General features: G+C 35.1%; 19 protein-coding genes. 4 read left to right on the top strand and 15 right to left on the bottom strand.

Annotated elements, in window-relative coordinates:
• Positions 1-92: 92 nt before the first annotated feature.
• Positions 93-872 (bottom strand): TerC family protein, encoded by a 780-nt coding sequence (locus CIB95_RS09050; RefSeq protein ID WP_094924392.1) that lies wholly within the window; start codon positions 870-872, stop codon positions 93-95.
• A gap of 542 nt (positions 873-1414) precedes the next feature.
• Between CIB95_RS09050 and CIB95_RS09045 the strand changes: the two genes are divergently transcribed.
• Positions 1415-2644, top strand: coding sequence for an MFS transporter (locus tag CIB95_RS09045; protein ID WP_094924390.1), 1230 nt, complete (start codon positions 1415-1417; stop codon positions 2642-2644).
• A gap of 67 nt (positions 2645-2711) precedes the next feature.
• Here the strand turns inward: CIB95_RS09045 and CIB95_RS09040 are convergent, their stop codons facing one another.
• The 8 genes from CIB95_RS09040 to CIB95_RS09005 all read right to left on the bottom strand — a co-directional run bounded on the left by CIB95_RS09040 (position 2712) and on the right by CIB95_RS09005 (position 12048).
• Positions 2712-3647: an NADP-dependent oxidoreductase gene (locus tag CIB95_RS09040; RefSeq protein WP_094924389.1), complete on the bottom strand. Its 936-nt coding sequence runs from the start codon at positions 3645-3647 to the stop codon at positions 2712-2714.
• Between the two features lie 255 nt (positions 3648-3902).
• Entirely contained in the window at positions 3903-4706 is an 804-nt protein-coding gene (locus tag CIB95_RS09035) for an inositol monophosphatase family protein (protein ID WP_158217595.1), read from the bottom strand.
• A 120-nt stretch (positions 4707-4826) separates the two neighbouring features.
• Positions 4827-5801 (bottom strand): tRNA dihydrouridine synthase, encoded by a 975-nt coding sequence (locus tag CIB95_RS09030; RefSeq protein ID WP_094924386.1) that lies wholly within the window; start codon positions 5799-5801, stop codon positions 4827-4829.
• A gap of 332 nt (positions 5802-6133) precedes the next feature.
• On the bottom strand, positions 6134-6802 hold the full coding sequence (locus tag CIB95_RS09025; protein WP_094924384.1) for a DNA alkylation repair protein: 669 nt from the start codon (positions 6800-6802) through the stop codon (positions 6134-6136).
• A 138-nt stretch (positions 6803-6940) separates the two neighbouring features.
• Positions 6941-8005 carry an ATP-binding protein gene (locus tag CIB95_RS09020; protein WP_094924383.1) on the bottom strand — a complete coding sequence of 355 codons (1065 nt, stop codon included), beginning with the start codon at positions 8003-8005 and terminating at the stop codon, positions 6941-6943.
• Positions 8006-8165: 160 nt separating this feature from the next.
• Positions 8166-8675: a YkvA family protein gene (locus CIB95_RS09015; RefSeq protein ID WP_094924381.1), complete on the bottom strand. Its 510-nt coding sequence runs from the start codon at positions 8673-8675 to the stop codon at positions 8166-8168.
• Between the two features lie 106 nt (positions 8676-8781).
• Complete coding sequence (locus tag CIB95_RS09010) at positions 8782-9537, bottom strand: DUF4230 domain-containing protein (RefSeq protein ID WP_094924380.1); 756 nt, start codon at positions 9535-9537, stop codon at positions 8782-8784.
• A gap of 174 nt (positions 9538-9711) precedes the next feature.
• Positions 9712-12048, bottom strand: a complete 2337-nt coding sequence (locus tag CIB95_RS09005) for a hypothetical protein (RefSeq protein ID WP_094924378.1) — start codon at positions 12046-12048, stop codon at positions 9712-9714.
• A gap of 346 nt (positions 12049-12394) precedes the next feature.
• Between CIB95_RS09005 and CIB95_RS09000 the strand changes: the two genes are divergently transcribed.
• On the top strand, positions 12395-13297 hold the full coding sequence (locus tag CIB95_RS09000) for a helix-turn-helix domain-containing protein (protein ID WP_094924377.1): 903 nt from the start codon (positions 12395-12397) through the stop codon (positions 13295-13297).
• 14 nt (positions 13298-13311) lie between these two features.
• Positions 13312-14433, top strand: a complete 1122-nt coding sequence (locus tag CIB95_RS08995) for a serine hydrolase domain-containing protein (protein ID WP_094924375.1) — start codon at positions 13312-13314, stop codon at positions 14431-14433.
• A gap of 667 nt (positions 14434-15100) precedes the next feature.
• On the opposite strand, the gene CIB95_RS08990 is transcribed toward CIB95_RS08995, so the two are convergent.
• The 3 genes from CIB95_RS08990 to CIB95_RS08980 form a co-directional block, all read right to left on the bottom strand.
• Positions 15101-16258: a GGDEF domain-containing protein gene (locus CIB95_RS08990; RefSeq protein ID WP_094924374.1), complete on the bottom strand. Its 1158-nt coding sequence runs from the start codon at positions 16256-16258 to the stop codon at positions 15101-15103.
• Between the two features lie 129 nt (positions 16259-16387).
• Positions 16388-17050 (bottom strand): GNAT family N-acetyltransferase, encoded by a 663-nt coding sequence (locus tag CIB95_RS08985; protein ID WP_094924372.1) that lies wholly within the window; start codon positions 17048-17050, stop codon positions 16388-16390.
• Positions 17051-17061: 11 nt separating this feature from the next.
• Positions 17062-17943 carry a carbon-nitrogen hydrolase family protein gene (locus tag CIB95_RS08980; RefSeq protein ID WP_094924371.1) on the bottom strand — a complete coding sequence of 294 codons (882 nt, stop codon included), beginning with the start codon at positions 17941-17943 and terminating at the stop codon, positions 17062-17064.
• 425 nt (positions 17944-18368) lie between these two features.
• On the opposite strand from CIB95_RS08980, the gene CIB95_RS16600 reads away from it, so the two are divergent.
• The gene (locus CIB95_RS16600) at positions 18369-18638 is read left to right on the top strand and encodes a serine hydrolase (RefSeq protein WP_142296494.1); all 270 of its coding nucleotides are present in this window, start codon (positions 18369-18371) and stop codon (positions 18636-18638) included.
• On the opposite strand, the gene CIB95_RS08975 is transcribed toward CIB95_RS16600, so the two are convergent.
• The 3 genes from CIB95_RS08975 to CIB95_RS08965 form a co-directional block, all read right to left on the bottom strand.
• Complete coding sequence (locus tag CIB95_RS08975; protein ID WP_094924369.1) at positions 18616-19044, bottom strand: hypothetical protein; 429 nt, start codon at positions 19042-19044, stop codon at positions 18616-18618. The two genes, CIB95_RS16600 and CIB95_RS08975, sit on opposite strands and share 23 nt — an antisense overlap.
• A gap of 210 nt (positions 19045-19254) precedes the next feature.
• Complete coding sequence (locus tag CIB95_RS08970; RefSeq protein WP_198949184.1) at positions 19255-19974, bottom strand: macro domain-containing protein; 720 nt, start codon at positions 19972-19974, stop codon at positions 19255-19257.
• A 2-nt stretch (positions 19975-19976) separates the two neighbouring features.
• The gene (locus tag CIB95_RS08965) at positions 19977-21038 is read right to left on the bottom strand and encodes a DarT ssDNA thymidine ADP-ribosyltransferase family protein (protein WP_094924367.1); all 1062 of its coding nucleotides are present in this window, start codon (positions 21036-21038) and stop codon (positions 19977-19979) included.
• Positions 21039-21343: the final 305 nt, after the last annotated feature.

Here is a 21343-nt window from a genome sequence, read left to right as displayed (position 1 = left end):
TTGCAACACCTAGAGAGTAATTGAGCTCCCCCATTACAATTCTCACTTTTTTACGAAGTGTTTCTAAAGGACCACCCTTCCAATCAACTTCTCTACAAGTTTGACGCCTCTTTTTCCTCTTCTTTTGGCTTTGATAAGAACCAACCACCAGCTGCAATAAGTAAAAGTACAACATAAAACGTTATTTTCCAAGCAGGGGATTTTGCAAATCCTTCGGGTAATATCGCTAATTCAGGGTGTGATAACGTATATACGGAAAGTTTCACACCTACCCAACCGACGATAAGGAAGGCAGCAATCTCCAAGCCAGGTCTAGAATGTAGTAATTTCACAAAGTAGTTCGCTGCAAAACGCATAATGATAAGCCCAATTAATCCACCTGCAAAAATAACTAAAAATTTCCCTCCATCAAGACCACCAATTTTTGGTAGATTAGTGTTTGGAAGCGTTACTGCAAGTGCAACTGCTGCTAAAATAGAGTCAACAGCAAAAGCAATATCTGCTAGTTCCACTTTGAAAACAGTTCCCCAAAAACCAGCTTTTTTCTCTTGCTTTTGATCTTTATCGGGATCTTTTCTTTTATTTAAAACAAGCTTTCTGAAGATATGGTTCCCTGCAATAAATAACAAATAAAGTGCTCCAATTGCCTGTACCTGCCATACATCAACAAGGAAAGAAATAGCAAATAGTGAACCGAAACGGAATACAAATGCACCCGCAAGTCCATAAAATAATGCTCTTTTCCTTTCCTCTTCAGGTAGATGTTTAACCATTATTGCCAGTACTAGTGCGTTATCAGCAGCTAGTAATCCCTCAATTGCAATTAATAATAACAATACCCATCCGTATTCTAATAAAATCGATAATTCCATTGATTAAGCTCCTTTTTAACATAAATTGTAATAATACATTCATGATCATTATTTTAGTATTGTTCTCAACTAAATAATTTTTATAATTGTTATGTTAAAATTCATACCTATTGCAAAAATCTTTTTATATAAAGCACACTTTCTATATTCTCACCTCCATGTTTATTCTTAACCATAAAGGAAAGCCTTTACCGACGATGGCAAAGGCTAAAAAAAACAGAAAAGACCCTTACCATATGGTAAAGGTCTTGCTAACAACTTCAGTTGCCAATAAAGCCGGGAGTTTTTATCTCCGAAATGACGACTTCATTGTAAAAGCTACTCCCCTTTAGGAGAAAAAGATATATTTAATTAGTTTCAATAATAAAGTTTTGATCTATATATGTCAATTTTCTAATCTTGTCACTTCCCAAAATCTAAAACCCACAAAAGCATTTCTAAAGTCTTCTTATAAGTCCGAGAAAAAAGTTCATGGTGATTATGTGTTGCCTACTTCTACATCATTTCATATATATAACAAAATTGCTAATAGGGGTGGATTCATGGATAAGAAAAATAGCCACTTCCGCTGGATTGTCTTCGTTTCTGTATTATTTACGTATTTATTAATGTCGAGCCAACGTACTGCACCTGGCTTAATTACTGACCAAATCATGGTAGATTTCAATGTTACGGCGACTACGATTGGCTTACTAGTAAGTATTCAATTTTTTGTATACACTATTTTGCAAATTCCAATGGGGCTTTTAGCAGATCGTTTTGGACCTAACTTTTTTCTCATTATCGGTGCAACGCTGACAGGCATTGGAACGATTATTTATAGTATAGGCACACATTCATTCATCTTATTTTCCGCAAGAATTTTAATCGGGTTAGGCGATGCGACGATATGGGTGAATATGGTCTTAATATTAGGCCTCTGGTTTAAGAGGAGAGAATTCACGCGCTTAATCGGTATTACTGCAATGACAGGTAGCTTAGGCTTTTTAGTTGCGACTGTTCCTTTCGCATTATGGATTGACCTTCTCGGATGGCGAGCTGCATTTTTCTCCGCAGGATTTTTACTTTGTGCATGCGGACTTCTTCTTTATTTCGTTCTTTTGAAAAAGCCTAAAGAATCCTTATTTATTGAAATAAAACGAGAAGAGCAACGGGAAAAAACGCTAGCTTTACTACGAAGAATTTTTTCTAGCCGACAAGCGTGGTCTTTATTTTTATGTCACTTCGGAATCGTTGGAACATATATTGGTTTTATTAGTTCATGGGGAGTTCCTTATGGGATGGAACTTTATGATATGACACGGACAGAGGCAAGTCAGCTAATCATGTTAGGTTTAATCGGCGCTTTAATTGGTGCTCCGTTAGCTGGCCATATTTCTAGTGTATTAAATAAAATAAAGCAACCTTATATAGTTGTCCACCTCACTTTATTACTCACTTGGTCGATATTTTTGATCTTTCACGGTCATCCTCCACTAGCTTTGCTAATTACCCTTTTCTTTATTATTGGCCTTGCTTATGGGGCAAATGCGTTAACGTTTGCTGCTGTGCGGCAAACATTTCCTATTAAAGATGTGGGTATCGTAACTGGTTTTGCAAATACTGGTGGCTTTTTAAGTGCTGTACTTCTGCCGAGTATTTTTGGAATTGTGTTGGATCATTTTCAAGCTGTTTCAGGTAATCTAGTCGAAGGATATTTCTATGGCTTTATCACGCCTGTTGTCTTCTCTATTATTGGATTAATTGGAGTATTATCTTTGGAAGATAGGTAGGTGTAGTGCATCCACTTCAAGTAAAAAAGATCAAACCAATTTTTTTGGTTTGATCTTCAGATTCAAATTATTTTACGCGGATAACAATTTTTCCACGAGCATGATGTGTTTCACTTAGATCATGTGCATCCTTTAGTCCTTGTTCACTTAATTCAAATGTTTTTCCGATCACTGGCTTCACTTTACCTTCTACATAAAGGTCAGCTAATTTTTGGAGCTGTTCTCCATTTGGCTCTAACCATACGAATCCAGCTTGCGCGTTAAAGCTTGCCGCTTCTTCTTCAGATGGTGGTTGAACGATAGAAACAAGTTTACCGTTTTCTTTTAACACTTTATAGCTTTTAGATTGAATTTCTCCACCCATAGAATCTAACACAAGGTCAAACTCATTTAACACTTCACTGAAATCTTCTTCTTTATAATTGATGACTTCATCAGCACCAAGAGATTTTAAGAACTCAATATTACTTTCACTAGCCGTTGTCGCAACATAAGCACCAAAGCTTTTAGCGATTTGGATAGCGAAGATTCCAACGCCACCTGCTCCCGCATGAATTAACACTTTGTCACCTTCTTGAATTTTTCCAAAATCAACAAGACATTGCCATGCAGTTAATCCAGCTAAAGGAATAGATGCTGCTTCTTCAAAGTTCATTTCCTCAGGCATTTTTGCAAGCAAGTTAGATTCTACAGCTACGTATTCAGCATACGTACCACGATTTGTCGTTGCTGGGCGAGTAAATACTCTGTCTCCTACTTTGAAATCTGTTACATTACTTCCTGCTTCGACAACAACACCTGCTGCATCCCATCCTAAGATAATTGGGAATTCAAAAGGAATCATTTCTTTCAAATAACCTTCACGAACTTTCCAATCTATCGGGTTAATAGAAGTTGCATGTATTTCCACTAAAACCTGGTCTTCTGAGATTTTCGGTGTATCAATCTCTTTCTCTACAAGTGTATTCTTATCTCCATACGCTTCAATAACAATTGCTTTCATTTGTTTTTTCCTCCTCATATTTATGTACACTCCCTGGCTTTAATCCCCATGTAATGTAACATTGTACCTATTATATTTGACTCTTTTAGGTTTCAGTTATCCACCCAAAGTTATTCTTTCTCTTTAATATTTAACTGTACCAACTGGTAGGTACATAAGGAGTGTAACAAAAATAAAAGAGTTGCGTCAAAGTAAATGCTTCAATATAAAAAAAGGAAACCTTTTAGGTCTCCTTCTTGTATTGGTGCCTGGCACTTAATCTATCCAATCTACATACATATTTAAAAGTTCCTGATGAATGCTCGGATGTGCCGCTAATATGCTTCCACCAAGTTCAAATGAAACGGGGGAACCACTTAGTTGAGAGATACTTCCTCCCGCTTCTTTTAAAATGATTACACCACCTGCATAATCCCATGTACTCAACATTGGCACAATATAGGCATTTAGTGTCCCTTTAGCTATTTCACATAAAGTAATAGCAGCTCCCCCAACCATTCTAACTCCTCTTGTTTCCTTATATAGTTGGATAATACTATGATGTAATGCGTCTTTCGTCCATATATTTTCCCAAAACATCGAAGTAGCTACTAGTGCTTCACTTAATTGAATTTCTGGGGATATCGTTAATCTATCACCATTTACATAAGCACCGTTTCCTTTTTGTCCATAAAAAAGTTCGTCTGTTACAGGGTTATAAACAACACCTATTAGTCCTTCTCCTTTATGAACAATACCTACAGATATGCCGTAAAAAGGGAAGTTATGGATAAAGTTAGTCGTGCCATCAATTGGATCAATAACCCACTCTGTTTCAAAGTTTGTTAGGACATTTTCAAATACCCCTTCTTCACCAACAACCCCATGATCAGGATACTTTTCTAATATATTATCTACTAAAAACTTTTCTACTTCTTGATCAACAAATGTAACTAAGTTAGCATGGTCGCCCTTCTCCTCTAGCTTTATAGGTTCTGTTCTTAATTCCTTCAGTAAGGCTCCTGCTTCCTTTACAATGTCCGCAGCAAATTTACCAAGTTCATCAATGTCCAAGGTCATTTGTTTTTCCCCTTTCATTCTGTTCGCTAGCATTCAATAAGCATTATGCAAATGATGTCAGCTATAGAACTGAGACTAAAGGGAAGGGCTCTTTCACACTGAGTTGAAAATTACTGCTACTTATTCTTCATCAAGGTTCTCTGACTCAAACTTATTAATCAACGCACGCACTTCATCAGTTGATTTCGTGCTCATCAACTGATTTCTTAATTCAGCTGCACCACGGAATCCTTTGACATAAATTTTGAAAAAGCGATGAAGCCCTGTAATTGCACGTGGAACCTCTTCAGCATATTTGTCTTGTAGATCAAGTTGTAATCGTAAAAGATTAAGATATTCTTCACTGCTATGTTCTTTTGGCTCTTTTTCAAAAGCAAAAGGATTTTTAAAAATACCGCGCCCGATCATAACGCCATCAACATCATATTGTTTCGCCAGTTGCAGCCCGACTTGACGGTCAGGAATATCCCCATTAATCGTTAAAAGTGTATCTGGTGCCACACGATCACGAAGTTTTTTGATCTCAGGAATAAGCTCCCAATGTGCAGGTACTTCGCTCATTTCCTTTCTTGTACGAAGATGGATTGAAAGGTTCGCAATATCCTGTTTTAAAATATGCGTTAACCACTCTTCCCACTCCTCAACCTCATAAAAGCCAAGTCGCGTTTTCACACTAACAGGCAGTCCACCTGCTTTTGCTGCTTGAATAAGTTCTGCGGCAACATCCGGGCGCAGAATCAGGCCACTTCCTTTGCCTCTCGTTGCTACATTCGGTACAGGACAGCCCATATTAATATCGATGCCTTTAAATCCTAACTCTGCCATACCGATACTCATTTGACGGAAGTTTTCGGGGCTATCTCCCCAAATATGTGCGACCATTGGTTGTTCATCTTCTGTAAAAGTTAAACGGCCACGGACACTTTTTATGCCATCTGGATGACAATAGCTATCCGAGTTTGTAAACTCTGTGAAAAATACATCCGGACGACCGGCGGCACTTACTACGTGTCGAAACACAACATCTGTCACATCTTCCATTGGTGCAAGTACAAAAAACGGTTTTGGTAAATCACGCCAAAAATTTTCTTTCATATATAGGTTCAATCCTCTCACTTATAGATATAAATTTAGTATTTCAGTCCAGAAATATAAAGCCCTATGTTCCGCTTCTTTTACACTTATACCATGTTTAAGTAAGTTTTATCAAACTAATTGTGAGTGGATCAAGGCATTATATAATGACGCAAATTAAAAATAGAGCCTTGCTCATTATTAGTGCAAGACTCTTCCTAACCATGTAAAAACTAAAGAAATAAAACACACTCTGCCTCAATTTCTTTTGCTATTTTTATAAAATGTTTTTCATATTGATGCTTTGTCCTTTTATTCTTTGCATTAAACTTTAATAAATACTTCAAAGGTAATTAATTATTATATCGTTTGTTAACTTCAATTGTAATGAACTCTGGCAAATAGCTTGGAGTACATCCTTTTGCTACTATTTGATCTTTGTAAAGACCCGTTTTCTCCCCAAGTTTAATACAACGTGCACGATTCTTTTCATCATAAACGCCTATCCACCCTGCGGTGAAATTCATAGCCCATTGAACTTCCGGTTCTTCCTGCGTAATATTAGCTTCTAATGCAGATAGCAAGTATGCGGTGTTATCAGGCGGTGTTTGTCCAGTCCATCTCAATCGCGCTTGATAATACCAGAAAGTTCGCCTTTGAAGAGTAGAAGGGCTATCTTCCCATGACTCCATCAATGCAATCGTCTTCTTGTCTTTGGTGAGCTGGTTAGCCATTAACCAATCCATTAAGTTATTTCGCTCTTCATAAGTGTGAGTCTGCATATCCTTATCAAGCTTATTTATCACATCTTGTGAAAGAAGTTTTTTGTCCATAATTAAGATTGCTAATAATCTGGGCAAAAACTCTTCGCTAGACCAAAGTTCCATAGCTAGTTCGTGATCTTTTTTAATGTCCTTCGCGACTTTTCGTAAGTCGCCTAGCTTCGTTTTACTATTGATCTGAGAAAGAATACTTTCTGCTTTTGAAGAGCGTTTTATTTCTGTATCTTTCTTTTCATCCATTTTATTAAACTCCTTTATTAAAGTTCTGTTTTATTAAATATTGGTGTAGCTACCATCCACACACGCCCAAATGGATTCACAATTATACCTACACCTTCACCATGAGATAAGTCCTTAATTGGTCGTAGAGTACTTCTTTTATAAATCTACCTGACAAGGTATATCAATAGGTAAAAGTATCTTTACTACTGTACCTTCATTCGATTTGCTTTTAATTTCAATTGTTCCTTGGTGAAGCTCAATAATACGCTTACAAATTATTAACCCCAGCCCTGTTCCTTTTTCTTTAGTTGAGTAGAAGGGTTGAAATAACTTTTTCGTTCTTTCTTCTGTTATTCCAACACCACTATCTGAAATTTGTATTAAAACTTTATTATTCTCTGTTTCTTTTAATATCACTTCAATATCTTGGTCACTATCATGTGTTGCTTCAATAGCATTTTGCAAAATATTTATTAAAACTTGCTTCAATTGATTCTCATCACACTTTGTTTGAATTTCAGAATGGAAGTATGATGTAATTCTTATACTTTTTAAATTAGCTTGTGGCTCCATAAAGGCAATACAATTTGATAATACTCTATTAAGGTTGGTCAATTGTAGATTCATAAATTCTTGAGGCTTAGAAATGAACATAAATTCACTAACGATCGTATTAATTCGATCTATTTCTCTGAGCGTAATATCTAAGTAAGATTTTAGATTCTCACTATCGACGCTTTCTTTTACTATTTTTGTAAAGCCTTTGATTGATGTAAGTGGATTTCTAATTTCATGAGCAATTCCAGCAGCCAACTCACCGACTACTGCAAGTCTCTCTATATTTTGTAAATGAATTTCCCTTTCTTTTTCCTTAGTTATATCTAAGGCTATTCCAATAACCTCAACGACTTTAGAATTTTTTGTAACTGGATTTAATGATGCTATATAATAATGTCCATCAAAGTATCCCTCATAATTAACGCTTTCTCCACTCCACGCTCTTTCATAGAAATGCTTCTTTTTTGATGCCTGTTCTATAGGTAAAAACTCATACAGAGTTTTCCCCACTACCATACTAGGGGTTAATCCCACTTTCTCGATTAACTTACCTTCTATAAATGTATGAATATACTGCTCGCCCTTTTTAATAAATTTAAAAACAAATCCACTTTCCCTTGGAACAAATTGCTTATAATCCAAATTACTCTTCTCAGTTATCATATAATAACATCCCTAATTAGTTTGTTACTAATAACATTCGACATTTTATTTATAAAGACCTTTATATTTCTTTCGTTCACAAATGATTCGTGCCTGACACTTCCCGATAATAAATAAAGTCTGTTCCCTAAATCCTTGGAAACAGACTTATAAAATATTATTAACCTAGTTTACTATCAATCTCAGTTGTATCTACATTCTCACCAAATAGGTCTTTCAGTTTATTTTTGGCTTGCATTTTTATTTCATCATCCATATATAATACCACTTGAACTAAAGCGAATATTACAACACTTAAGTCGTCAGCATATCCTACACCTACTGCAAAGTCAGGAATAAGGTCTAGAGGTAAAATAAAATAACCTAAAGCCCCAGCAATGGTCGCTTTAACTTTTAATGGTACATCTGGCTTTTGAAGCGTGTAATAAAGTAATAGAACTGCGTACACCACAGAAGTGCCAGCTCTTTTAGAGAATTTTTGAACCTTCGTCCAAAACTTTTCCTCTGAAAAATGTTCTTCATGTTGGTTTATATCTTCAGCATTTAGTTTTTCTGCTTCATCTTTTAACTCAGTAACTAGTTCTTCTTCAATTTCAATATTAGATACGGATAACTCGTCATGTTCTGGTTTCTTCTTTAAAAGTTTATTCTTTACTAGATTATTTAACATGATATCACTCCAATGATTAGTAGAATAGTTACACAAACCAAAACTATCATCTTCCCCAGAAAATTACAGTACGGGCCTGTCCAAGTTGAATCGACAGGCTGTCCCACTAGTTAAACGTGATATTTACCTTATATCCAATGTTCTTAAAAAATTCCTTTAACGCTTTTTCTGCATTTTTTTCTGCATTATCTAGTAAACCACCAGAGATAGCATCTTGACGACTTTGCTCTTGTGCCTTAGCTGCCAAGTCAAACCCCTCATCCCATTTAATATCACCACGGAAAATCCCACCATTAACATAGGTTTGTACTTTATCCATTTGTAACGATGGTTCCTGAATTAGTACTGCATGAGGAAGGGTAATATCTATTTCTTTTGTTTCTTCATTTATAACCATGTCCTCTGAAGTAATACCTTGCAAATCAACTCCAGCAAGAACAGTCGCAGGTACAATCAATAGCAGTTCCCGCTTTGTTCCAGGGAGATTTATGCTCCATAAATTCTTATAATCTTCTTCATGTATAACCGCTTTCGTATAAGCTTGAGCTGTTGCCAATGTCGATAGCTCTTGCACATGTTCAACGAACCTGACAGACTCTTGTTTGAAGGTATTGCCGGCAATTATCCAATATCCTACTGAAGTGATGACTAAAAAAACAAGCATGACCAAAATAAGTTTTATTTTACGGACTTTTAAGAAGAGATTAAATATTCCTTTTAGTGGAGAAAACGATCTTGCGCTTTGTTCTACTGCAATAGTTGCAGCAATTTGCTGTTGCGCTTCTTTTAATTCTATTAATTGTCTTTCTAGCTGTGTAATTTTTTCGTCTTTTTCTTCTGTAATTTCTCGATTAGCACTCATTTTTTACCCCGTTTTCACCAATTCTATGCATATCCATTTTTAATCGGTTTTATTTTTATTATACCACAATATACCATTTTTTTCTAAAATAGGTGCCTAAAATAGGTGCCTGTCACCTCCGAAGTTTGTCATTAATCGACAAAAACCGAGAAGTGACAGGCACCTACAAAGTTTTTACTTTTTATCTACCCTTGCAAGAACCCAGCTCCAAATTGTAACTTTGTTTCCATCTACAACTTGATGGCTTCCTTTAATTTGTTTTGGAAATACGCCATCCGCTGGCATTTGTAAGCTATATAGATTCGGAAAATAGGCACTATACATAGTGTCATATTCAACATCGTCACTCCAATTAGAGGACCTAACATAATCGCATCCTTGGGCAATTCTAACCTCAGTACTAGTACCTCTACTAATAATTATTTGACTATTATCTCCGCTCAAATTAAGCTCTGACGTATAGCCTTCCTCCTTCGATCCTCTAATAGTCAATTTACCTCTCATATTCATTTGTGCACTTGCATCTCCGGAATGACTTGACTGAGAATTTATTAGAACCGTTCCACCAACACAACCATTTTCATATTCTTCACCATATTGAAATGAATATTTTGCTTCACTACTGGCAAAACCTGAAACGTTCCAAAAATGACCATGTTGTGTACCAACACTATATTCAGCTCGAATGTTACCCTTCGCTACTAAATATACAGTTTCAATAGTATCATCGTATTCGTCATAAACGGTCTCCATTACTCTGACAACACCTTCGTATGCATACTGATCTGGGTTTACTTCATGATAAACCACATGTGTGAAACCATAGGCTTCTGGCTCAACCATCTCCTGGAACCATCCTGCTACTACATCAGCAATCGCACTAGTCAATGATAAAAGATCGAATACTGGATTGTCTGAACCATGAGTACCATAACCTAACTTTATTCCATTTAAAAAAGTGCCAAGTGCAGGAGGCGCACTAGTTTCTACTAATGCTCTTACAGTTACTATATTTCTTTTTTCTTTTCCTTCATGATCATTATTTTCTTCAATAATATCCACTAGAAAATTAGCTTCTGCTTTATTCTTACTAACACGTTTCACACTCATCTGAAATTGTCCTGGTAAGTCAAACACATTATTTTTTCCTACATAGGCATGGATACCCCCGCCATGAACAATATCCCATTCGACACTCCAGTTTTCTACATCAGCAGCAATATCGCCTGTATCTGTCGGCATCGGGAGTCCAATAAATGAAAAACAATCTCTAATTTCCTTAGCTACTGGGCTCGAATTCCACTGTTTCAAATACTGTTGATATTTTTCTTCATTTACACCTACAATTGCTTTGTAAGCAACTTCTTTTGTTTTCTCATTTATACCTTGCTTATGAATTTCTGCATGGTCAGCTTCTACTTTTACTTCAATTGCCCAATACAACATTGCTAGTTTTAATACTTTCAGACCAATCCCCACCGAAGTTAAAACCTTGCCAATTTCTTTTGAAATACTATCAAATCCTTTTCCAATTAGCTCAGAAATAAGAAAGTTTACTAAATCAATTTTAAATGTGGAAATTTCTGCTGCTTCTTGTTTCGTAATATCTCCAAACCAATCTTTTGCAATGGAGCAAGTTCCAGCTGCATCTGCTGCATTAGCTTTAGGCATCAGCCAATCTATCATACTAGTTTTCGTTTCTTCCTCTCGTACTGCTTGAAGGATAGAGCCTAAAAATACGTGAATTTCTAAATAAGTCATACGATAATCTTGAGGTTGCCAATCATCTTTTTCTAAGCTAATAGAAGGCGATTGTGCTTTCGCCATTGCTTGTAAAAATAACGGGGCCATACTTCCATCTTGTTTTGGATCGTCTTGGGCTTTTTTGACCCATGCACTTACTCCATTTCTCATAATTAGCGCTGGGTCTTCTCCTTCCTTAAACGGAAATCCAGCATCTCTTAAAAGATAAGCTAAATCTTCCAACGTTAACCTGCCACCATAAGTATTGAGACTCGCATCATAAGTGAGAAGTGTTAATTCAGGAGGAATGACAAATAATGCATTATTATTTTGAGGAACATCGTCTTCTGCATATGTAATACCTACAGAAGATAAAATTTCTTTTACTGTATCCTGTTGCTCCTCCCAACTTCCTGTAACAATAACATCAACAAGCTTATCAAGCTCTTTTTGGCTCTTACTAACTCCAATATGTTGATTAAAATTCGGCAAAACAAAAGCAATTGTTAGGCAAAGTATTAGTACGACGGCAAATGAAATATTTAGCCGCTTTCTATTTTGCGGTGACAAGCCCTTATAAAATGCATAAATGAATGGGATAATTTTTTTTGAAAGTAATTTATATAATTGCAGTACACCTTTCCAAATAAGCTTAGATAATAAAATAACTAATGGAATAATATGCATTTTGGTGAATTTCCAGATTGATAGACTAATTACTTTGCTGACACGAAAAATTTTTAACAGCCATTTTTGCAAATTTTGCATCTCTTTCCCTCCTCATAAAAAAGCACCAATGTTAAAACACTGATGCAAAAATAATACGTCTTCGTCATGAATAACCTTTACGAAAAAACAATATTTTTCGAAATTAAGTTATTTTTAGTAATTATTTTCATTTAGATTTGATTATTGTGGGTATTCTTTTAAATAATATAAATTACTCCAATATTCTATTCTATACATTTTTATTCATTCCTTTTCTCTAAAAGAAAAAGACACGTCACGGTTTATCAAAATTATCATTCAACTAGCAGTTGATAGGCGTTGGTAAAATTTAGTGCTAAGATTACTTTATGAGGACGTTCTCGAATAAATCGAAGGAGATGTTAGAATGCTACAGACGAAATTAATTGGACCTTATATATGTAGGTTAAGAAAAGCACGCGACATGACGCAAGTTGAATTAGCAGATCACGTACATGTCAGCCACCAAGCTGTTTCAAAATGGGAACGCGGTGACTCGCTGCCAGACATAGCTACACTTGTTGAGCTTAGCAAACTATTCCATGTTTCGATAGATAAACTATTAAGTGGCGGAAGAGATGATATTGCGAAGCAGAATATTGGAGCGGTTGTTGAAAAAATCGCTGCAGACGAACCTAGAGAAGCAGCTAAAGTTTTAAATGAGGGAAAAAGTAATGTAAGTCAATTAGTGTCACTCGCTCCAATTATGAAAACTAGCATGCTTGAAAAAGTGACAGAGGAAGTCGATGTTAACTCTTTTACAATGCAACACTTAGTTGAACTTGCCCCTTTCTTAGCTCAGCACACGATACAAGCCATCTTTGAAAAACTAGAAAATAGAATAGTAATTTGGCAGGATATCAATTCCTTAGCCCCTTTTATTGATGAAAATATGTTAGCGAACTTAATCGAACAGACAGAAACACCACCAACACTAGATGACCTCATCAGTTCTGCTCCATTTCTCCACCACCAGTTAAACGATTTAATGAAACAAATTGATCTTACACATATTTCGTGGACGCATATCGGCTCATTGGCACCGTTTTTGTCACAAGATGTTTTAGATTTTCTAATTGATAGAAGTAGCTTAGAAACAGTAACACTTGAAAAATTAGCAAGCATAGCACCGTTTTTACAACAAGATAAATTAGTCTCCCTATTACATCATGTAGAGGATGACAAACTAACACCAGCAGCACTGTCATCACTTGCACCTTTTTTACCTGAAGACATCGTCAATCAATTAGTAGAAAAAATATTGGACTGAAAGGGGAGAGGAAAATGATCAAACAATCCGATAAAAAAATTATGCAATTTGAATCTTTCATGGAAGAGCTCCTTAAGGAAGAAAAACTAATTGGCGCATCTGTTGCCTTTGTCTATCATAATGAGATTTTTTATTCCAATGGATTTGGCTACGCAAATCTAACAACAAAACAGAAAATGACCGCTGACACGATTATGAGCATCCAAAGTGTGTCCAAAAGCTTTGCCGCAGTATCGATTATGCAATTAGTAGAAAAAGGCTTAATCGAGTTAGACCGACCATTAGTAGATTACTTGCCATACTTTCAAACGACCGATAAAGCGTTAAGCGATAAAATAACAGTACGCCAGCTTCTTTCTCATACTGCAGGCTTTCCACACGAAATAGGAATTGCGAATCTAGTCACTCCAAATAAAAATGAGCTTCCTAATTTTAAAGAGTGGCAGGAAAAGTTAGGCATAAGTGATGAAACACTCGCTAGTATTCAATCATTTGAAGATATTACGAAGTACTTTAAAAATGTAACGTTAGACTATTCACCAGGTGAAAGTTGGATGTACTGCACAGATGCGTATGCCATCGTTGGGGATTTGTTTGAAAAAGTGAGCGGTCTTTCTTGGTATGATCATATGCAGGAGAACGTCTTTGAAAAAATAGGCATGACGCGCACAACTTTAAAACCTGACATCGCGGAAAATGATCAGGATAGTAGTCGATATTACATCAAAAATGATGAAGGGATGTTAGAAACTCCTTTTCCGATGAACAGAATCGCTGCACCAGCTGGATTTATTTATTCTACAGCCAATGATATGGCGACTTATTTGGCAGCCAATATGGATGAAGATGGTTTAGTGTTAAAGAAGTATAGCTTAAAAGAGATGCAAAAACCATACCCAAATGTTGAAATTCCTTCCCCACCAAATGCAGAAGTGAAAGACATTGGCTATGGGCTTGGCTGGGGGCAAATTAAATATAAAGGGCTAGATATCATTTCACACGGTGGCGGATACCCTGGGATTAGAGCATGGGTAGCAATGATTCCAGAGCAAAAGTTTGGAGTCGTCGTCCTTACTAACGTTGACCACGCAAACCCACAAGAAATCGCATTAAAGGGGATTGATTTGATTTTGTAGTGAATGCAAAGAGGGAAAGCCCGTGATTATTTATGGGCTTTCCTTTTTAGAACTAATTTTATCTACTACTCTCTGTTTTAAACCCACTCTCTCCGCAGACCTTTGTATAAACTGAAGTAGAGTATTAATTTATTTTCCTTTAAAGTAAAAATGTAATCAGAATGTAGTGATATCTATAACATATCGTGGCTTGGTGCTGGTTTTGTAGAACGTTTTATTAATAACCCCGTATGACTAGCTCCCTTATTCCTTTCTGGGATTTCCAGTATGTCACATACTTCTTCTAAGGTATATATATCATTACATATGTCCAGTACAATACGTATCTATAGTAATCCATTCGCTATAAGACACTCAAGCTTCCCTTTATTTGCAGATTAATAGATTGCTTTCGTTTCATAAGGTGAATGATTATAAAAGTTGTCAGCTTCTATTGCCTCTTAGTTTTTTTAATCATACCATAATGTACCAGTTTATTTTACATATATCGGAAAGTGACAAGCACCTCTAAACCACAAAAAAGAAGACCATTTATATTAAATGATCTTTACTCATAAAAAAATGCCTATTATTTTTTACAAATCTCATTTTATCAACCGCTTCGCAATGCGTCGTATCCTAGAACATATCGACTGGTTGGACTTCTTTCCTTTCGAAGCCTCTTTACTTAAGAAACTCGATAAACACAATTTCTACCGTTCTCTTTCGCTAAATAAAGTGCTTTATCGCACGATATGTATAGCTCATCTAAATTTAGAGTTTTATTCGGCGTTACTGTAAGTACACCTAAACTAACCGTATAAGACAATTGTACTCCATCAGTATTTGCTTGCTCTATGTCTTGTTTAATATTTTCTGCAAAATTAGTAGATTCCGACTCTCCCATTCCAGGAAGTAGAATGGCAAACTCGTCTCCACCATACCTACCAAACAAATGGTTTGATGAAAGATGTCCATTAATCCGATCTACTATGTCAATTAACACCTTATCTCCTATGCTATGCCCATTTTTATCATTAATTTTCTTAAAATGGTCAATATCAAAAAGGATAAAAGATATCGGATTATTATTGTTAACACATTTCATTATGCTTTGCTGACCTCGAGTAATAAACGTCCTACGATTTAATACGTTAGTTAAATCATCATAACTTGCCATCCTAACCAATTCTTTGTCTGCATTTTCTTTTAACAGTAAGATGAACCCCGTATTACTAACAATCATAACTAGAAAAACAGCTAAAAAAGAAGTTGTTTGGCTAAATCCTTGCGCAAGAAGTTCAATTGTATCATTCGATATTAATGCAGTTATCCCTCTATAACCTAAAGTTAGTATCACAAGCAAGTAGAGATATCCCATTATCTTCATTAACAATGATGCTTTATTGTTAGTAATAAATTGATAAGCAGGAATCGCTAAAATAACTGCAGGGGATAAAGATCCAAAAGCTAACCTTAAGTTTTCACTGTTATCTAAGAATATTATCAACTGAAAACCAACGATGTTAATAATCGTTAAATATATATATAGCTTTTTTAGAGTGCTAGTAAATAATCTACGTAGCATTAAGAGAGAAATACCTTCTAGGGTAGTTCCGACAAATAAAAATGTGTTCGCTAAGGAAATAGATAACAAATCAGGAATTTCACCACGCAACATAATTAAAAACCAACTAATTGCTTGAAGAAACTTTGCATAAAAGAAGAACTTTAATGTAGTTTTTTTCTCATACTGCTGCCAATACGCACTTATTAGGACGAGTGTAAATAGATGCCCAATTACAAGAGCAATACAGATGGTTTTTATATCTAAAAGTAAATTCATATTAAAACTCCATTCAATATACAAATACTTACAATTGATAGTATATCAAACTTACAAGACTAAAGTATTGAATTATTTAATTTCCCACTATGAATCTACTATTTCTTCATTGCAAATGATGCCTGACACTTACTTAAACGGATTTTTCCATTCCATTAAAGCACCATAATTACAAGACTCTTCATCCTCTAAATAATCAGCTACAACCGTAACTGGTGTACGACCACAGCGAAGCAAGAAGGTAATAACGGGGTCCTTCAATTCTCCTTTTACTACTGCTTCAAGATATTGTTGCGCTGTCATTTCATCCTTTTTTACATGGTAGCCTGGCATTCTCCCACCACCAAGTAAACGCTCTAATCCCTTATTAACAACAACATCATACATAGAATGCATTAATACTTTTCCGATTCCTAATTTTCGGTAAGCTGGTCGAACACTAATATCAACAACATAGAGAGCATTTCCATTTGGGTTATGATTTTTAATATATCCACTATCCGTTATTTCTTCCCACGTATGGTCTGAATTCTCTGGATCGTATTGCACTAATAAACCAGTCATCGAACCGACAATTTCTCCATTAATCTCCATGCATAATGCACCTTCTGGAAATAATGTCACATGATTTGTCAGCTGCTCTCGATTCCACAATAATTCAGAAGGAAAGGGAGGCGGAAAACATTCATGTTGTACGTTTATTAATTCGGAAAAATCTTTTTCTTCATAGTTTCGCACGACTGCTGGAGTAGGCTGATTTCCATTAAAAACATAAAGCTCTTTTCGATACATTTACTTCCTCCTTAAACAACTGGAATTTTCTTATCTGCTTCCCAATCTGGATAAAGGTCAGTCCGTCGATCACGCCATGTTGTAACAGAACCACTTTCACGAACTTTATATAAAAGCTCTAAATCAAGATCTGCTGTTACGACCATGTCATTGTTCAATTCTCCTTCGACCATAATACCGCGCGGTGGGAATGGAATATCGTTTGGAGTGATGACAGCGCCTTGGCCAACATTCGCTCTCATAAAATCAACAGTTGGAAGTGACCCTACTGTTCCAGCGTTTACGACATACACTTGATTTTCCACTGCTCTCGCATGGCTTGTATAGCGAACTCGGTAAAAACCGTGACGATCATCGGTACACGATGGACAGAAGATGACATCAGCACCTTTCGCTTTTGCCATTCTTACAATCTCAGGAAACTCGATATCATAACAAGTGATCATCGCAATAGTTCCTTTATCCGTTTTAAACACTTCTATTCCATCACCAGGTGCCATATTCCATTCGCTTACTTCCGTTGGTGTAAGGTGCAGTTTCGCCTGTTCTGTAACTCTGCCATCTGGATAAAATAAATGTGCAACGTTTAATAACTTGCCACCTTTACGAATTACGTGAGTGCCACCGATGATGTGCATGTTTGTTTCGGTTGCTAGATTTATAAATAAGTCCCTGTACTGCTTTGTAAAATCGGGCAAATCAGCAATTGTTAATCGCTCTCCTGGTGTTTTTTCTATTGAAAGTAACTGCGTTGTAAAGAACTCAGGAAATAATACAAAATCTGCCTCAAATTCTTGCGCTGTTTTTATATAATGTGTGACTTGTTGTGCAAATTCTTCAAAGGAATGTATCGTATGGAGATGATATTGCACAGCTGATACTCTTAGTTTCATACGCTTCCCCCCTCTTGGAAGTTCTATTTAATCTATCATTAACATTGAACGTTCTTACAATAATACTAGGATACCTTCGTATCAAAGTAAGTACAAATGTTTTCACTTAGTAATAATTGGGGGTAGCAAAAAAACTCCGCTAACATTCAGCAGAGTTTGATTTAGGGTTAATTAAATTTGAGAATGGCTACACATTTTACATGTCTTAAATGTTGATTGGAGATTGATTGGTGTAGTGATGTTTGGCTTTTTATTCTCTTTAAAAGTTATACAATCCTCAGATAGATTTTCTTGAATAGTATTTTTGTACTGTGCATAAAAATATTCCTCTTTAAGTGACATCTTCTGTTCTGCATAATCTTACCTATAGCTTAAGTGAGAACCTTTACATCTATTTTTTCCATTACTTTTCCTTACTTTAAACAATCTTCCGTTATTATTTTTTACTCGAATTAGATCGCCGACTAGTAGATTACTTGCCATACTTTCAAACGAAGAATAAAGCGTTAAGCGACAAAATAACCGTGCGACAGCTTCTTTCTCATACTACAGGCTTTCCACACGAAATAGGAATTGCGAATCTAGTCACACCAAATAAAAATGAGCTTCCTAATTTTAAAGAGTGGCAGGAAAACCGTGATTATTTATGGGCTTTCCTTTTTAGAACTAATTTTATCTACTACTCTCTGTTTTAAACCCACTCTCTTCCGCAGACCTTTGTATAAACTGAAGTAGAGTATTTAATTTATTTTCCTTTAAAGTAAAAATGTAATCAGAATGTAGTGATATCTCTAACATATCGTGACTTGGTGCTGGTTTTGTAGTTCGTTTTATTAATAACCCAGTGTGACTTGCTCTCTTTTTCCTTTCAGGGATTTCAAGTATGTCACTTACTTCTTCTAAGGCATATCTACCAGGATATAAATCAAGTACAATACGTATCTTGTCTTTATTTGTATCTACATCAACCTGTCCACACTTTATTCCATGTCGATTTCGTGGTGTAAAACCATCACCTTTTTTCTCTGTAGTTTTAGTTTTACAACCTTCAACATTATCGTATATTTTCTTAATTTCTTTTGCTAAGTATGTAATTTCCATAAACTAACACTCCTTTTATTCAAATAGGTCATCAACATCAACACTTAATTCTTTTGCCATTTTAAATGCTATTTTTAATTAAGGAAGTGCTCTTTCACTTCGTATGCCTTTATTTGTGTGGTACAATATGCCGTGGTTATTTACGAGGCAAGAATGCACAGAGTTTTATAACCAAAATCAATTTGAAGGTAGCTTTCTGCTAACTTTATTTCATTCACTTTCAAAAATCGATAGTTGCTTAAATGCTTCATCTCCATTATCAGTGTCCGTTACTTTTTTATAACAATAAGCATGCAATTTCTTGTAACTCTTAGTACCTAAACCCTTAATCTTAGATAGTTGAAAAAATCTTTTCATAGGTAAGTTATTTTTAAGATTTTCAATTGCATTAGCTCTTAACCCTAATTCATTCAGTTCTTTATCTGTTAAATTGTTTAATATTGACAGCATCTTACCTTCTGTACCTTTAGGCGTACTATTATCAAGACAAATATATACAGTTAATTCATCCAAGTTGGCAAAACAACGCTCCATTAAATCTTTAACTTCTTCCCAGTCCAAACCACCATTTTTTGTACCTAATTTTGGAAATGCAATTGTATGAATCCCAAATTTTTTATAATTATTATAGAAATATAACAAACCCATTTTTATCCAGTTTATATTAGACGGCCTCTTCCAATCATCCTTGGTAGGGAAATTTAAAATTTTTATCTCTTCATTCTCATAAATGTCCAAATTGCCTACTTTTATTAGTCCGTCGGAACACTTTTCTTTGTAATCTTCAAACATTTCTGGATATCTTAACTTAAATTCAAGTGCTAAACCTGCTCCCATAAACCCTTTACAGTTTACTGTATTAACAATCATATCTACTGGATTGGTTTCTGCACATTCAAAAACACTGCCGTCGTAGTATTCGTAAGCCATTTTTATGTCTCCTTGTAAAAAAACTTCGCTTTATTTACCTGATATAATACACCTTTATGATGACCAAATTTATTTTTAAACGCTAATAGATCTTTATTGCTTCTAAAGATAATACTATCCAAGTGCGATAGTTCCAGTTCCTCTGGTATTAATAACTCCGTATGTCTTAAGTTCATTTCTTCCTTATTTTGAACCTCAGATGACAAGAATAAACTATTAAAGTTAATATGATTTAGAGTGGATTTAGTTATATCACAAATTACACTTGATGAATTACCTGCATTTCCTATTGAAACTTTAGCTCTTGGCAATGTTAAGAGACTTGAGCTAAACTTAAGAAGGACTATCTCTGAAAAATTTTCAAAATACCAGAAAGTAGGTGTCTTAGGTCTAAAATACATTCTTACATGATCTTGAATATTTGCATGGGTATAACTTATTACTCTATTAGTAATATCCAACTTTTTGTTCATATCAACTTTCATACTCTGTCTACTTCTAGAAAAAATCTTACCATCTTTTAATATAGAGGCTGCATTATCAAAATGAGTCATATGATAAAATCCATCAAATTTAAGTTCACATTTTGGAGAAACCTTTTGATTAATTACTTTTACTAACTCTTCACTAGCATGTACACCATTAACATCATAACCATTTAAATTATAAATGGTGTTTGTTTCTTTATGTATTCCTTTTTGATTAAAACCATCTTGTTTATAGCCTCTATAATTATAACCATCTTGATTGAAATGAGTTTTAGTAACCTTATGCAATTTATCTCTGTTAAAACCATTACTATCATACCCTAGTTGGTCATATCCATATTTATCATAGCCATCTTCATTATATCCATGTAGGTTATACCAATCATTAGTCTCCTCATCAAAAATACAAAACTCTGACAATCTAATAATATATTTATTAGCCTCTTTTAGCCTAAATTTCTTGTATCCAAAACCTTTTGTAAAGATAATTGAAATACAGGTTTTGTCTCCACTAACTTCTATTATTTCCCCAGGTCCAAAGCGTATATGCTCAATTCTTTCTCCTACTTTATACAAACCCTGGCCCCCTAATAATTAGAATTAATTTGAATAGTAAATGTGAAAAAATAATTGTTTTTCTTATATTTATATAAACCATTCAACAAAAAATGTAAAATACCTCCAATTAATTGAAGTTGGGTGGATTTATTCTATTTAATCAGGTGATAAAGAAAAGTATCGGAGAGAAATATGAATCTTATTATTAAGTAAGTATTAAGCACATAATTAGAGCCTACTCTAAAATAGCTATGATAAGGTTCCCTTTTTACTATTAATGTAAAAAAACAAGGTGTTGGAGCATGTTTCCAACACCTTGTTTT

Origin of the sequence: Lottiidibacillus patelloidae (genome assembly GCF_002262935.1) — a bacterium.
Taxonomy (GTDB): Bacteria; Bacillota; Bacilli; order Bacillales; family SA5d-4; genus Lottiidibacillus; species Lottiidibacillus patelloidae.
This window is presented reverse-complemented; position numbering and strand designations above follow the sequence as displayed.